Below are 14,926 nucleotides of genomic sequence, written 5' to 3' on the forward strand. Positions count from 1 at the left end.
CGCCTCCTGGGGGGTTAATAGAATTGATATTCCCTTGCCGACACCACTAGCTGTAACATCTTGCCGACCCGGGTTTCGCTCATTGCCCGATCGGCTGCGCTACGAAACTTAATAGGGCCGCCCGCGTGGGCGTGAGACAGCAGTCCCGCCCTTGTCTCCTTACTGACGGTTGACAGCCCCGCATGCTCCAGGCACAGGTCAACAAAGCGCTCCAGCGACACCGATTCCCCGTCTGTGCCAAGCCTGTCTATCAGGTCCTGGGTCCCGGGGACGCTCGTGTCCGCTATCTCGTTAACCGCGTAGTTGACCCTTTCGTTGAGGGTGCCGCCGTCTATCCATCCCTGGCCGGTTATCCAGCCCTCGACAGTCAGCGGGTTCATCAGCGTCTGCCCCATGGAGCCCATGGCGTTCAGGTGCTTGCCGATGCCGATCTCCGGCTCTTTGAAGGTGCCCATGATGCGGGCGAGGCCAGCGACCAGGTCGGTCGGGCTCTTTACCTTCTGGAACATTGCTTCCTTGAAGAAGTCAGATGTGAAAAGGGTGTGCATCAGGGGCCGCATCTCGCCGCGATGGCTGAAATAGGCCTCTGAGAGGGTTTCGATTGCTTCGATATTCCTGGGCGGGAGCTGGCTCCACGCTGAGACAGGCGGCTCGTCGGCCACGAAGAAGTTGTACAGGTGCCTGGCTACAAACCGTGCGGTCGCGGGCTGCCTGCAGATGATATCTATGATGTCCTCGCCGTTAAAGCGCCCGGTCTCTCCAAGGAACGTCTTCTCGGAGTCGTCGTGGTCTTCCGGGTGGTAGACGAATTTCGTCGGCCACTTCCCGTAAACGGTCCCGACCAGCGGCTGGTCGAACGTCCAGCCCGTGAACGCCTGTGTGGACGCCTTGACATCAGCCTCAGTGTAGTTGCCGGCGCCCATGGAGAAGAGCTCGAGGAGCTCCCGCCCGTAGTTTTCGTTCGGCTCGACTCGATGGTTCTCGTTGTTGTCCAGCCAGAAGATCATCGCGGGGTCTTTCGAGACCTCCACGAGGACTGTGCGAAGGTTCGTGAGGCCCACGCGCCTGAACGTCTCTATCTGGCGGCGGTTGGAGCGCGGGTGGCCCGCCTTGGAGCCGCCGCAGGCGAAGAGTTGGTGGCAGAACAGGGCCATCCGCTCTTTAAGAGGGTCGTGGCTGTTGAGCATCCGATAGAGCCACTTGGCGACGAAGCCGCCCTCGGCCCTGCTGATGTCAGGGTAGTAACGAAGGAGAAGGTCCTCGCCCGGGAAGCGGTGGTCGTCCGGCGGGAGGTTGCCCAGGTAGTAGCGCTGGAGGATATCGGGCTCGTCCAGGGCGCGAGGCGTGGGATAGACGAGCTCGCGCACGGTGGCGTCATAGCCCATGGCCGTGAACTCATCCAACTCTTCCTGAGTCGCACCGAATCCGGCGCGGCGGAGCAGGTGGGCGATTTGCGCCTTTTCAGTCTCAGGCATGGGCAGACTTCGTCCCAGGTTGTTCGGGCTTAGATACCGCTTTTTATCACGGCGGTTTCCGGCTGTCAAGGCCGCAAACGCTGCAACTATTTGCCGTGGCGAATATTATACGCTTCGATTATGATTTGTGCACTTCGAGGGAACACCAGCCGAATAGCGTAAGCCTCGGACCGGGGCTGAACGGAATAGTTCATACACTTTAATTATACGCTCGCCGTCGAAGTTTGGACTTTCACCTCGCGTCCGATGGCCCGGCGAGCGCGCACTGTGGTAAATTCACCGTTGAAGCGTCGGCGCGCCGTTCTGTCGTCGTGAGGCACTTTCGAGACAATATTAACCTGGAGTCATGACTGATGAAGAAGATAAGGGTGGGCATTATCGGCATTGGACAGGTAGCGCAGGCACGGCACATCCCGCGTCTCAAGCAGGACCCTGATGTGGAGCTCGTCTCCGCGTGGGCGCCGAAGGCCGAGAAGGCGCGCGCCGCTGCGGAGAAGGCCGGAATCAAGCACACGGCCGCATCGTGGGAGGAGATCGCCCGTTCCGGCGAAGTGGACGCGGTGGTCATTGCGACGCCGCCCGTTCTTCACCTCCCGGCAACGAAGCTCGCTCTGGAGTCCGGCAAGCACGTCCTCTCCCAGGCGCGCATGGCGCGGAACCTGAAAGAGTCGCACGAGATGTTGCGGCTTGCGAAGCAGCACAGCAAGCTCGTCACGGCGCTTTACCCCCCGCTACCCGGGTTGAAAGGCGACAGGGTTATGGAGAGGCTTATTAAGAAGGAAGGGTTCGTTGGAGAGATTCGGGAGGTAAGGGTAACGGGCCTGGCCTACAGCCCTGCGTCGGATGAGTACAACTGGCGCTACGACCCGGAGGCATCAGGCGTTAACGCGATGACTCTCGGCATGTGGGCGGAGGTGCTGCACCGTTGGGTTGGCCCTGCAAAAACTGTTGCGGCGATCGGGCGGACGTACTCAAAGACCCGCAAGGACCGCGACGGTAAGGCCGTGCCTGCCGGCGTGCCTGATTCCATTGGCATAACGGCGCAGCTTGAGAACGGGGCTATTGCCACCTACCACTTCGCCACCGGCGCGGCGGCCGCTCCCGACCAGGCGATAGAGATTTACGGGTCGAAGGGCGCGCTGGTCTACAAGCTCTTTGGGGACGAGATCCGCGCCGGCGCCGCGGGCGCAAAGGCGCTGGAGCCCATAGAGATTCCGGCCGCCGAGGTGCGAAATCAGACAACCGACCTGGAATGGATAAGGGCGATCCGTGACGGTACGCCGGTGAGGCCTGACTTTGATGAGGGCGTCCGCTACATGGAGTTCTCCGAGGCCGTTGCTCTGTCCATGAAGTCCGGGAAGACAGTGACGTTGCCGATGCAGCCCTCAATGGACTCCTGGGGCAAGCTGATAGGCTGACCCGTGCGCGATGCCGCGCCAGCGAGGTGCGATAATGTCGACCACTCCGTCCCCCGGCGAGGAGAATACGCAGGACCTGCCGCAACCGCAGCCGCGCGCGCCGGACAATTCGCTGGTCGCCTGGGAGCCATCGAAGCCAAAAAGCGGTAGCCTTCCAACGACCTGCCTCGGCGTCCTGGTCGCCCCTGTCCAGACGTTGCGGCGTGTCGTTGAGCACCGGCCTACCGGGTGGGCAATAAATATCATCGTGTTCCTGGGAGCGCTGGACGGCGTCATTGACTGGTCAACAGGCAACGCCTGGACACGCGCTTTCGGCGCCGAGGGGCCGGACAATGGCTTTTCGATAGGCGCAGCTATGGCCGGTGCGGTCATCAGCCCGGCCGTCCTCACCATCCTAATCGCGTTCTTCGCCGCCGTTGTCACGGCATCCAGCAGGGTGCTGGGCGGCAAGGGGCCGTACGCTGGGCTCTTCTCCGGGTTCGTTTTCGCGTACCTTCCCTCCTTGTTGTTTTCCCCATTTCAACTGGCGGCCATGGTGCTCGGGCTCTCGGAATCCGGCCTGCCGGGAGTTGTCGTGCTAGGCCTGTGGCTGTGGAGCCTGGTGCTGGCCGTGATCGCAGTTCGAGAGAATAACGGTTTCCGAACCCTTACAGCAATCGCAGCATTTGTCATTCCTACGGCGATGCTGATGGTATTCCTGTTCGCTCTCCTCGTATTTGCCGTCTTTTACCTTGCTCCCGCGCTCCAATAGCCAGGTGTCTCCACAGCATGTTCGTCTGCCCAATTGGGGTATTCCCCGGATAATAATTGATCCTGGGCGCGCTCATTTCAGCGCCGGGCTCGTACTGAACAATGCGCTTGTCAATAACGGTGCCGGCTCTATCTAGCGGCTGGCAATCCGCGGGTACATGACGGCGAACGCGATAAGACGCAGCGTTGTTGAGATCAGGAACAGGGACATGATCTGGTGCTCCAGAATTCTGGGCATGAAAGGCGCGATAATGCCGCCGAGCGCCAGTCCGAAGAAGCCGCCGGTTGAGACCATAGCCTTGAAGAGCCCTATCATCGAGGGCCGGTCGCCCTCGCCTGACTTCTGCACTATAAAGTTGTATCCCGCCAGCACCCAACCTGAGTACGTCGCGCCGGCCACCATGTGCACTGGGACCAGCCACCACACGTTCGGAGCGAGGATGAAGGCGGTGGGCCACACGCAGACAGGCGGGATTGTTAGCAGCACCACAAAAAGGCTGCCACGCGAGTCTACCAGGCGTCCCCAGAACGGCATCGCCACGGCCGTGGATAGGCTGGAGGCGAGGCCGAGCATGACGAAGGTCAGGTAGCTTACCTCCAGTATGCGAAGCAGGTAGACGGCGAAGAATGGCGAGGCGATGCCCATGAAAAAGTGGAACGTCGCCGCAAAGCGTATGAAGCGGCCCGTTGCGGTCCCCCTCAGGGCGGCATACTGTTTCCACGGCGCGACCGGCGGGGAGAGCCGGGCCTCCGGCCTCGGGTCAGGGACGCGCGTGAAGAAGGCCGCGGAGGTCAGCCGCGCCAGCAGCGCAAGTACGAACAGGCCGGCGAAGCCCCAGAGCACCGCGCCATCCAGCCGGTCCAGCACGGCCGCGCCGGTGATCGCCACGACGGTAGACGCCAGAGTCACCGTGGAGCCGCGCACGCCGAGGTACCGCCCTCGCCGGTGAGACGGCACCAGGTCCGCCATCCAGCTTCCCCAGATGGGCTCAATGAGGACGAGGAGGGCGTATGCAAGGGCGCCGCACGGGATGAGGACCCAGACCTGGTAGGCGGTTGGCAGCAGCGGGACCAGGCAGAGCAGCGCCCACGGGAGCGCGCCCAGCAGCGTGGCGAGCACGACCATTCGCTTGCGCCCGCCCAGCCAGCCCTGGAGTCTGGCGGCCATGAGCTGGGATATGGCGGAGAATAGCTCCGCAGCGGCGACGAGGAGGCCCATCTGCAGGTTCGTCGCCCCCATGCGGATCGCCATGGGACTCACGAAGTTGCTGTGGACTCCGAGGGCGACGGCGCCGACGCCCGATTCGCCCAGAAGCAGGCGAGAGCCGCGCTTGAGGGCCGCATCACTTGCGGTTGCCGCCTTTGTTGGAGAGGTCTCGGATGAGGTCATAAGTGCGGCTGGCCGCTACGCTTCGCCGCGGCCCTTCTTGTAGCGGGCAATGTGCTCCTTTACCGGAGTCCGCGCGACAAGCTCCGCAACCACTTCGAGCGGAAGGTCATCCAGCCTTTTGAAGCGTACGCAAGACTTTCCCATGTCCAGCTTCTTGCCTGAGGCCTCGTACCTGGATACAAACCACTCCTCTTCATGTTTGTCCATGTACACGGGGACGTAGAGGGACATGTAGTTCTTCTGGGAGGCCAGGGCAATGTATCCCAGCGGTTGGCCGTTATAGGTCTTCGGCAGCACGCTGAACGGGACGTACCAGCAAATCATGCCGTACGCCATGCCTTCCTCGTACCCCGGCGGCAGGTTGTCCCGGACCACTTTGCGGACCCTCACGATTGCTTCCTTCCGCTCCGGCGGGAGTGATGCTATGTAGTCTTCTACGGTGACGTCTCCGTATTTTTTCGGCATGCGGTTGGCTCCTTGGTCGGGCACGGGTTGGCGAAACAAGTCTACAGGATGAGACTGTGTAGCGGCCACCAGGCATTAATCGGTCATCTGACTTGAACGTTCAGTCGTTCACTCCTTCGCCGGTGCACGAAGATGGCTGTAGCGTAAGCGACTACCATTCCAACGGCCCAGATTTTAGCGATACTGAAGGATGGGATGGCGCCATTGCCCCAGAGGAAGAATGGGACTAGAAAGGGAGCTACCCCGAGCACGGATAAGATCACAGCCGTGGCAACGTGCCTGCTCCCGAAGGTCCTTCGGTCTTCCGGAAAGGACGCTGCAGCAATGAGGAATGCGACAAAGCCCGCAGCGACGGCAATCAGTATGGCTGGAAGGTACAGCAGACCCTTACTCGCGCCGTGCTGGCCGGCGGTAGGAATGACGCCTATTAGAGAAGCCGCCCACGGGATACTCGTGAATACTATTACGGCTGCACCCCATACTCCGGACCGAGTGACGTACCCGGCGAAGACGAGAAAAAGGACCATTGGCAAGGTGGCGGCGTGAAAGATAATAACCCATGTGAGGCTGAACACTTGCCTGGTGCCATACTTAACCGGATAGTATGGACCGACTGTCGACCAGGCGGTTGCCCCCGATGGCTCCATAACCACCACTCCGTCCTGGCCTATGGCGAACAGCACGTTTCCGCTTCGGTCGTCCCATATGCCATCCGTAGGCACTGCCCTCACAATGCGACCGTCGAAGTCCTCACCCACACTCGGCAACGTGGTCTCAATTTAGTACGCCCGCGCCTCCATCGTTAACGCAGCAGTGTCGACCAGCTTTGTCCAGGTCGCCCCGCCATCCGTAGAACGGTCGATTCCCGCGCCCCGAGCAAACCTGTACTGAATTCGGCTGTCGGGAATGCTGACGACACCGGCGTGTCGGCTGTCGTAGTCGCAGGCTGCATCTGCCCATGGCGCGACCCACGTCCAGGTCAGCCCTCCGTCGTCAGTTGAGTAAACCTCATCGAGTTCTGGACCGACGAGGGCATTTATGACGCCATCTTTTTCAACAAAGCAGTAGACTCCCAAAGTATAGTCTCCATAGCTCGTCGCCACGGTGGCAAGGGCGCAGAGGCTAGCCACGATCCAGCCGCGCGTCTCGAGCCATGGGCGCGGCTGGATCGGCCGCAGCCACACCCAGACGGAAACGGCGAGCCCGATGGGAATGGCGATCACGTCCGTCGCATCGCGGGCCATGAAGACTTCCCAGCCGGAGAGGACCGACAGCAGACGCAGCGTGGCGACGTGCGCCGGAGCCGAAAGGTTGTAGAGGGCGTACCACACCCCGACGGTGCCCAACGCGATGGCGGCTATCGTTCGCTCCGAGCCCCGGAATCGCCGGGGCGCGATGAGCGAGAGCGCCGCGGCGAAGATGAAAGGCGTGAAGACCACCCAGGCGACGTCGCTCAGCTTCCCGGTCCACCACGAGTCCCACAGCCGCTTGAAGACGTGGTCGTTTGCGAGCATCACCACCACGGCAAGGATGGTGGCGGGGTGAGATAGCGCCAGGATGGACCGTCTTAAACCGGGGTTGCCCATCGGTCACTCGGAGTGCGCAGTGTGCGGCTCGTCTGAATTCAAATACGAACGCGGCGCAATATCGGATTGGGCTATTCCAGGCTCTCGGCAGGGGTGGCCGGCGCCGGCGCGCCCACGGCGCGGTAGAACACCAAAGCCATTGCGAAGCTGGCGGCCGCAACCACCAGGAAAGGAGCGCCGGTCAGGGGGTCAATTCCATCGTCCTTTACGAACGGCGAGGCGATCCAGGTTGTTAGCGTTATCAACATAACAGCAGCGAAAGTAACGGTGACGGCGGCGAGGATATAGCCCCAGGGGGACCTCTTCATCACCAGGTAACCGGACGTTAGTGCCAGCGGCACAACCATCCCGAGGTCCAGTGCCTGCATCTCCAGTGTGGAAATGCCATCCATCGCGTCATCGAAAAGCCCGCTGGTAGTCACGCTGACGATCAGGCGAGACCAGAATGCAACGAGTATAGCGGCAATCAGTACCGTGTAACCAAAGTAAAGTCGCCGCGGGAATTTCGGGGAGATTCTTCCTGACAAGTCGCGGAAGTCCACGGCGCCGAGATTCAAGAATAGGCCGATTGCACTACAGCCAAGAATGGCAACGTACACAGGGAACATTGGGTTGAAAGCCAGCATTACCGCATACATGAGATAGACATAGAAGAAGTACGCCATCAGGCCCGCGACGATCAGCCTGCCGCGCAGAGAGCCGCGTGAAGTGAGGAAGAGGGACGCCACGATTGCCGGGACCCCGATCGTCAGATTGACGATATCCCAAACAAGCCCAGCACGCGCTACCTGCACGTCGTCGAAGCGGTACAGCCCGCTGCCCTGGATCGTCGAAAGCTGGCCCCGGGCCGTGACGAGGCTCCTGTGAGGCTCGTCAGTCTGATAAAGGACCGCCGAGGATGTGGCGATTAAGATAAGCCCTATTACAATGGCGGGAAACGCGAGGGTGGCCTTCATAGCGCGTATACCCCAGAGAAGTTGCAGGCGCTGCTGCGCAGCGACCCATAATCGCAGTCTATGGCACGACCGATTACGCGGTGTGAAAAGAGACGGCAGGGACATGCATAAAGCGTGAAGAAATCCAACAGGGTTGAGTGAATGACACGTGCGTTGCCAGTGGGCGTGGGCGCCTGGTCAAAATTGCGGAGTGGCGATGTTGTTGAAGAAATCGGTGGTGGAGCTGAGGGGATTCGAACCCCTGACCCCCGCCTTGCAAAGGCGATGCTCTCCCAGTTGAGCTACAGCCCCACGATGGACCGGACGGTTGGATGGTCGCTCCCCCGTGGCACCCGGGATGGTGCAGGGGAGAGGACCGAGGCAGTTCTATTGTAAATGGCGGTTGGAGGAATGGAAAGGGCCCCGGAGACCGGGGCCCTGGGCCTTAACCTCTGAATAGTGGAAGGAAACCAATGTGTTTGCTCTCAATGTTACTTGGAGCGTCGAAAATTCGGTGGGCTTTCTTGGAGCGCTCCATTGGCTGACCGAGGAGCTCCTCTTCCGATTGCTCGGATAGATCATGCTACTACTCGCGCTTAAGGTTTGGCGCTGCCCCACCGACCGACCTGGGCTCTGGTGAGACCAGAGACCCTACTCCCTAGAAAGGAGGTGATCCAGCCGCACCTTCCGGTACAGCTACCTTGTTACGACTTCGTCCCAGTCACCGACCCCACCCTCGGCGCCTGCCCCCCTTGCGGGTTGGCCCAGCGACTTCAAGTGTTGCCGACTTCCATGACGTGACGGGCGGTGTGTACAAGGCCCGGGAACGTATTCACCGCAGTATGCTGACCTGCGGTTACTAGCAGCTCCACGTTCATGCAGGCGGGTTGCAGCCTACAATTCCAACTGGGGCCAGCTTTTTGGGATTAGCTCCGGATTGCTCCTTGGCAACCCTCTGTACTGGCCATTGTAGCGTGTGTGTAGCCCAGGACGTAAGAGCCGTGCTGACTTGACGTCATCCCCACCTTCCTCCCTTTTCTTAAGGGCAGTCTCGCTAGACAAAGTAACTAGCAATAAGGGTTGCGCTCGTTGCGGGACTTAACCCAACATCTCACGACACGAGCTGACGACAGCCATGCAACATCTGTGAACGTGTCCCGAAGGAGGACCGACTTTCGCCGGCTTTCACGTACATTTCAAGCCCTGGTAAGGTTCTTCGTTTATCATCGAATTAAACCACACGCTCCGCTGCTTGTGCGGGCCCCCGTCAATTCCTTTGAGTTTTAGCCTTGCGGCCGTACTCCCCAGGCGGGATACTTATCGTGTGTACTGCGGCACGGAGGGGGTCGATACCCCCCATACCTAGTATCCATAGTTTAGGGCATGGACTACCCGGGTATCTAATCCGGTTTGCTCCCCATGCTTTCGCGCCTCAGCGTCAGATGTAACCCAGAAAGCCGCTTTCGCCTCTGGTGTTCCCCCCGGTATCTACGCATTTCACCGCTACTCCGGGAATTCCGCTTTCCTCTGTTACCCTCGAGCCTACCAGTATCCCATGACCCCTTCCAGTTGAGCCAGAAGATTTCACATGAGACTTGGCAGGCCGCCTACTCGCCCTTTACGCCCAGTAAATCCGGACAACGCTCGCCTCCTACGTATTACCGCGGCTGCTGGCACGTAGTTAGCCGAGGCTTATTCCTTGGGTACCGTCCTGTCTCTTCCCCAAGAAAAGAAGTTTACAATCCTAAGACCTTCTTCCTTCACGCGGTGTCGCTGCGTCAGGCTTTCGCCCATTGCGCAAGATTCCTCGCTGCTGCCTCCCGTAGGAGTGGGGGCCGTGTCTCAGTCCCCCTCTGTCCGATCGTGCTCTCACACCGGATACCCGTCTTCGGCTTGGTGAGCCATTACCTCGCCAACTACCTGATAGGCCGCAAGCCCCTCCCAAAGCGACCCTTGCGGGCCTTTCTTCACCAGACCGTAGCCTGATGAACGTATGATGTATTAGACCCGATTTCTCGGGCTTATCCATCTCTATGGGGCAGGTCACTTACGTGTTACTCAGCCGTTCGCCACTATCCTTGCGGACCGTTCGACTTGCATGCGTTAAGCGCACCGCCAGCGTTCGTCCTGAGCCAGGATCAAACTCTAGTTTATTAACGGTTTCCTTCCACTATTCAGTTGTTAAGGTGATTGCGCCTTAGACTCGCGATGGCCGCTTATCTCGGCGCAGTTTTAACATTCTATCAAATCTGCGGGACCCTGTCAACAGTGCATCTTAACTCACTTTGACCTACCCTTGACCGGTGTCTGCACACCACATCTTGAGCGTCCGCCCCACCGATTCGCTAGCTGTTGCGCCTGAAATTCATCAGAGCAACTTTCTAATTCTAGCACCGGTTTTGGGCCATGTCTATAGCCAGCCCGGCCTCATTCCGGTCACCGGCAGCCATCGGTCAAAACGGCCTGTCCGAAGACAGCCGGATGATTCTAGCGCGCGCGTCCGCAGAATTCAATACTTGTATGGGAACATTTGGCAACGTCCCAATGCCTTGACAAGAGACGAGCCAGTCTCTAGCGTAATCACGTTGCCGAGCCGGGCCGCACAGCTCCGGCCATACAGGAGACCAGCTTGTCAAACACCTTCGCCCACCCGATGACCACACGCCCTGTTGTAATGGGCGTTAACGGCATGGTGACCTCTGCCCACCCACTGTCATCCCTCGCGGGCGCGCAGGTACTTCAGGATGGCGGCAACGCCGTCGACGCCGCAATTGCGGTCGCGACTACCCTCGGTATTGTAGAGCCGTATATGTCCGGTGCCGGCGGCATCGGCATGGCGCTGGTCTACATGGCCCGCGAAGGCCGCGTGAGGGCGCTCAACTTCTCCGGCAGGGCGCCCAGGGCGGCAGATACGGCCCGCTTCACGGACGACACAAAGGAAACGGGAATTCTCGCCCCCCTCATTCCTGGCAACGTGGCGGGCTGGATGGAGCTCCACAGGACCTACGGCTCGCTCGATCGTGAGCGCCTGTTCCGTCCCGCCGTGGGCTACGCCCGCAACGGCTTCCCAATCACGCACATCAACAGTCTTGTTATTCATCAGAGCGCCGCGCGCCTCCGCCGCTTTCCGACCTCCGCCGCGTTCATGCTTGAGGCCGGGGGAAAGCCGCCTGCTGCGGGGGTGAAGTTCCGGATGCCCCAGGCCGCCGATACCCTTGAGAAGATCGCCAGGCACGGTCCGGACATCTTCTATAAAGGAGAGATAGCGGAGAAGCTGGCTAGGTTCAGCAAGGAAATGAACGGGCTGATCACAGCCCAGGACCTCGCAGATTACCGCGTGGAGTGGCAGGAGCCCATCGCCATCGACTACCGCGGCTACCGGGTCCACGTAACGCCCCCCAACTCAACGGGCTTCCAGATCCTCCAGACCCTCAAGGTAATAGAGGGCTTTTCCGGTGCCGACATCACGCACCACGGCATAGAGTCCGTTCACATTCTCATGGAAGCCGTGAAGCTCTGCGTCACGGACCGCATCAAGTGGGGCGGCGACCCTGACTACACAAAGATCCCCGTCAAGGCCGTGCTATCCGACGGGTACGCAGCCAGGCAGAGGCGGCGCATCGACCGTTCCGCCGCCGCCTCTGTGATGGGCGAGCGGTTCGCGCTCAACCGGCCCATGGGCGCGCTGACGCCGGGGAGCCCGGAAGAGTTCGACGGTGGCATGACCACCCACTTCGCGGTTGCGGACCGCGACGGCAACGTCGTCTCGGTCACCCAGACGCTGGGCGGATACTTTGGCTCGGGGGTTGTCGTTGGGGACACCGGCCTCTTCCTTAATAACATGTGCAGCTATTTCGACCTGGAAGAGGGCAGCTCTAACCGCATTGGGCCATGGAAGCGCGTAGACTTTGTGATCTCGCCAACACAGACCTTCAAGGACGGCAAGTTCTTTCTTAGCATGGGCACTCCCGGCGGGTGGGGAATCCCTCAGACCACGTCCCAGCTCCTGATGAACGTCCTTGACCATGGTATGAACGTGCAGCAGGCCGTGGAGGCCCCCCGTTTCCGGTACTATCGCGACCGTTACGTTGAAATGGAAGAGCGCTTCCCGCTGAACCTGAGGCAGTCGCTGGAGATGAAGGGCCACAAGGTTGGGATCGTTGAGGCATGGTCCCGCAGCGTCGGAGGGGCGCACGCCATCCAGGTGGACGCGGCCTCCGGAACGTTCCATGGCGGCGCAGACCCTCGACGCGATGGGGTGGCGATAGGGTTGTAGGGTATCCGTCGGTGTTTGCTTGAGGAGGCAGCTTGTCGAAACCGTCTGTCTTCATTACCCGTGCGCAAAACGAGCCGGCCGCAACCGTGCTGGAAAAGGAGTTCACGGTAGAGATCTGGCCGCTGAACTCACCACCGCCCCGGCATGTCATGGAAACGGCGGTGCAGTCCCACAGCGCGCTTCTGACCGAGGCCGGCGACAGGATAGACGCCGCTCTCATCGGCAAGGCGAAGGGGCTGAAGGTCATCGCCAACAAGGCAATCGGAACGGACAACGTTGACATCGCCGCTGCCAGCCGCAACGGCATTCGCGTCTCGAATACCCCAGGACTTCTCGAAGAGACGTGCGCGGATATGGCCTTCGCCCTGATGCTAAACGTCTCGTGCAAGGTATCGTTCGCGGACAGGATGGTGCGCGCGGGGCTCTGGACCTCTTTCGACATCACTCCTTACCTTGGGGTCGATGTCCACCACAAGACCATTGGCATCGTCGGCATGGGCGGGATAGCGAAGGGCGTCGCACGGCGCGCGCGAGGCTTCAGCATGCAGGTCCTTTACTGGTCGCGCACGCGACGGCCGGAAGCCGAGCGGGAGCTGGGCTTGGAATGGACGCCCACGCTGGACAGCCTGCTCGAGTGCTCGGACTTCGTGTCGCTTCACGTGCCGTTGACCGCCGAGACACGCGGGCTCATTGGCCTCCCGCAGTTCGAGAGAATGCGCAGCACGGCCGTGCTTGTGAACACCGCCAGGGGGGCCGTTGTCGACCACGCTGCTCTCTACAGCGCGCTCTCGGCGCGGATGATCGCAGGGGCTGGCATCGACGTGGTGGACCCCGAGCCACTGCCGAAAGACAGCCCTCTCCTGGAGTTGCCGAATATAGTCATAACGCCCCACATAGGCACCGCAAGCAGGGCCACTTTCGAAACGATGATAATGCTCGCGGCCGCCAACATCAGCGCCGCCCTCTCAGGAAAGCCGATGCCAAGCTGCGTTAACCCGGAGGCAAGATGAAGTCAGTCCTGATCATTGGATTCGACGGCCTACAACCGTCGCAGGTCACGCCGGAGCTAATGCCCAACCTTGCGAGATTCGCCGCGCGCGGCGTCTTCTTCGAGAATCACCACCCGGTCTACCCGTCGCTCACCCGCGTGAACGTAGCCTCGATCGCAACCGGCCGGTATCCCGGGAATCACGGGATTGCAGGTAACTCGTTTGTCGCCCGCGAATTCAACGAGTCCAGAGTTCTCCCGGCCCTTCTGCCCGAGCTGACGGAGCTTCTCAAAGAGACGGGCAGATTCTTGCTGTGTCCTAATCTTGCCCAGGCGGTAACGGGCGCCGGGAAGACGTTCGTTTCGCTCGGCATGGGTTCCAGCGGCAACGCCTTCATACATGGGTTCTCCCCGGACAGGCCCGGCGCGTACACCTCGCACCCTGAGTTCAGTATGCCGGACGCACTGAACGTGGGTGTTGAGCACAAGTACGGCAAATGGCCGGAGCGGCAATTTCCCGACCTTGCGCGTTTATCCTACGGCGCCCGGGTAATGGCCGAGCATCTCCTGCCCGAGTACAGCCCGGACGTTGCAGTCTTCTGGGCGGGCGAGCCGGATGTTTCGCAGCACAAGACCGGGGTCTCCTCCGCTATGGCCCGAAAGGGGCTGGCGGAGGCTGACCGGGCCTTCGCAACCCTGATGGCCTACCTGGAGAAGTCAGGCAAGGCCTCGGACACTGACGTAATTGTTGTATCCGACCACGGGTACTCCCAGGTGACGGACTTCGTTGACGTGAAGCGGCTTGCCGCGGATGCTGGCTTTGGCCCGGAGCCGAGCAAGGGAGGTGTGGTAATCGCACCCAACAACGGCTCTGTCTCCTTCTATGTAATTGGCCGAAGTAGGGACGTTGCCGACAGGCTGGCGGCGTGGCTCATGGCCCAGCCGTGGTGCGGCGCGTTGATTGCGGACGACTCCCTGAGGATCGAAGGGGCCATAGCGGCGTCACGGGTCGCCGTTCATGGAGAGCGCGTGCCGGACATCATGATGTCGTTCGCGTGGGACTCAAAGCCCAATAGCGCGGGCGTGCCGGGCCACGCCTATAGCTGCGACCACGTAATCGGCGAGGGCGACCACGGGTCAATGAGCGGCCACGAGATGCGGAATACGCTCATTGCGGCAGGTCCGAGCTTCAAGTCTCGAATGCGGATAGCCATGCCTACAGGTAACGTGGACGTTGCGCCGACGGTTCTTCACCTGCTCGGCCTCGCCGGAGGTGAGGCCATGGACGGGCGTGTCGTCCGGGAGGCGATCGCAGGCGGGCCTTCGCCCGAAAGTATCGAATGCAACACGGAAGTAGTTGAGGCGGGCCGGAAACAGAATGGTCTTGCCTTTTCCCAGTATGTGAAGGTAACTACGGTCGGCAAGACGGTATACGTGGACGAAGGGAACAGAGCAGGGGCGCCTGCATGAACGCGGCTGGTTGTCCCGGTCCTCTCGTAGAGACGCCCCGCTGGGGCGTCTCTACGGTAACCACCGCCACCTTACACACCGACGTACGGTTCTTGCGCGGCGTCCATACGTGACGGGCTCTCGCAACGCCTGAGACGCCCCAGCGGGGCGTCTCTACTGAGGGGACAGTTCCG

General features: G+C 60.7%; 10 protein-coding genes, 1 tRNA gene and 1 rRNA gene. 5 read left to right on the plus strand and 7 right to left on the minus strand.

The features are described 5' to 3' along the window. Positions 1-14: 14 nt before the first annotated feature. Complete coding sequence (locus FJ319_04690) at positions 15-1,475, minus strand: DUF1800 domain-containing protein (protein MBM3933587.1); 1,461 nt, start codon at positions 1,473-1,475, stop codon at positions 15-17. A gap of 353 nt (positions 1,476-1,828) precedes the next feature. Between FJ319_04690 and FJ319_04695 the strand changes: the two genes are divergently transcribed. Together FJ319_04695 and FJ319_04700 are read left to right on the plus strand one after the other, a co-directional pair. After that, positions 1,829-2,893: a Gfo/Idh/MocA family oxidoreductase gene (locus FJ319_04695; GenBank protein MBM3933588.1), complete on the plus strand. Its 1,065-nt coding sequence runs from the start codon at positions 1,829-1,831 to the stop codon at positions 2,891-2,893. A gap of 34 nt (positions 2,894-2,927) precedes the next feature. Next, a complete protein-coding gene (locus FJ319_04700) occupies positions 2,928-3,644 on the plus strand; it encodes a YIP1 family protein (protein MBM3933589.1) in 717 nt (238 codons plus the stop codon). A 132-nt stretch (positions 3,645-3,776) separates the two neighbouring features. On the opposite strand, the gene FJ319_04705 is transcribed toward FJ319_04700, so the two are convergent. The 6 genes from FJ319_04705 to FJ319_04730 all read right to left on the minus strand — a co-directional run bounded on the left by FJ319_04705 (position 3,777) and on the right by FJ319_04730 (position 10,168). After that, positions 3,777-5,033 carry an MFS transporter gene (locus FJ319_04705; GenBank protein ID MBM3933590.1) on the minus strand — a complete coding sequence of 419 codons (1,257 nt, stop codon included), beginning with the start codon at positions 5,031-5,033 and terminating at the stop codon, positions 3,777-3,779. 15 nt (positions 5,034-5,048) lie between these two features. Further along, the gene (locus tag FJ319_04710) at positions 5,049-5,498 is read right to left on the minus strand and encodes a DUF1801 domain-containing protein (protein MBM3933591.1); all 450 of its coding nucleotides are present in this window, start codon (positions 5,496-5,498) and stop codon (positions 5,049-5,051) included. 779 nt (positions 5,499-6,277) lie between these two features. Continuing rightward, positions 6,278-7,084 (minus strand): exo-alpha-sialidase, encoded by an 807-nt coding sequence (locus FJ319_04715; GenBank protein ID MBM3933592.1) that lies wholly within the window; start codon positions 7,082-7,084, stop codon positions 6,278-6,280. Between the two features lie 71 nt (positions 7,085-7,155). Next, positions 7,156-8,040 (minus strand): hypothetical protein, encoded by an 885-nt coding sequence (locus FJ319_04720; protein MBM3933593.1) that lies wholly within the window; start codon positions 8,038-8,040, stop codon positions 7,156-7,158. A 215-nt stretch (positions 8,041-8,255) separates the two neighbouring features. Next, positions 8,256-8,331: transfer RNA gene (locus FJ319_04725), tRNA-Ala, on the minus strand. 346 nt (positions 8,332-8,677) lie between these two features. Continuing rightward, positions 8,678-10,168 (minus strand): 16S ribosomal RNA (locus FJ319_04730). 480 nt (positions 10,169-10,648) lie between these two features. On the opposite strand from FJ319_04730, the gene ggt reads away from it, so the two are divergent. From ggt to FJ319_04745, 3 genes are read left to right on the plus strand one after another with little or no spacing between them, the layout of a single operon-like run. After that, entirely contained in the window at positions 10,649-12,295 is a 1,647-nt protein-coding gene (gene ggt / locus FJ319_04735; GenBank protein ID MBM3933594.1) for a gamma-glutamyltransferase, read from the plus strand. Positions 12,296-12,327: 32 nt separating this feature from the next. Continuing rightward, positions 12,328-13,305, plus strand: coding sequence for a D-glycerate dehydrogenase (locus FJ319_04740; GenBank protein MBM3933595.1), 978 nt, complete (start codon positions 12,328-12,330; stop codon positions 13,303-13,305). After that, complete coding sequence (locus FJ319_04745; GenBank protein MBM3933596.1) at positions 13,302-14,753, plus strand: alkaline phosphatase family protein; 1,452 nt, start codon at positions 13,302-13,304, stop codon at positions 14,751-14,753. Before FJ319_04740 ends, FJ319_04745 begins: the two co-directional genes overlap by 4 nt. Positions 14,754-14,926 lie beyond the last annotated feature (173 nt).

This window comes from SAR202 cluster bacterium (assembly GCA_016872355.1).
Classification (GTDB): Bacteria; Chloroflexota; Dehalococcoidia; order Lucifugimonadales; family VGZY01; genus VGZY01.

Excerpts from the sequence above, each read along its gene's own strand:
- FJ319_04690 (MBM3933587.1), bottom strand. The coding sequence starts at position 1,475 with ATGCCTGAGACTGAAAAGGCGCAAATCGCCCACCTGCTCCGCCGCGCC.
- FJ319_04695 (MBM3933588.1), top strand. The coding sequence starts at position 1,829 with ATGAAGAAGATAAGGGTGGGCATTATCGGCATTGGACAGGTAGCGCAG.
- FJ319_04700 (MBM3933589.1), top strand. The coding sequence starts at position 2,928 with ATGTCGACCACTCCGTCCCCCGGCGAGGAGAATACGCAGGACCTGCCG.
- FJ319_04705 (MBM3933590.1), bottom strand. The coding sequence starts at position 5,033 with ATGACCTCATCCGAGACCTCTCCAACAAAGGCGGCAACCGCAAGTGAT.
- FJ319_04710 (MBM3933591.1), bottom strand. The coding sequence starts at position 5,498 with ATGCCGAAAAAATACGGAGACGTCACCGTAGAAGACTACATAGCATCA.
- FJ319_04715 (MBM3933592.1), bottom strand. The coding sequence starts at position 7,084 with ATGGGCAACCCCGGTTTAAGACGGTCCATCCTGGCGCTATCTCACCCC.
- FJ319_04720 (MBM3933593.1), bottom strand. The coding sequence starts at position 8,040 with ATGAAGGCCACCCTCGCGTTTCCCGCCATTGTAATAGGGCTTATCTTA.
- FJ319_04745 (MBM3933596.1), top strand. The coding sequence starts at position 13,302 with ATGAAGTCAGTCCTGATCATTGGATTCGACGGCCTACAACCGTCGCAG.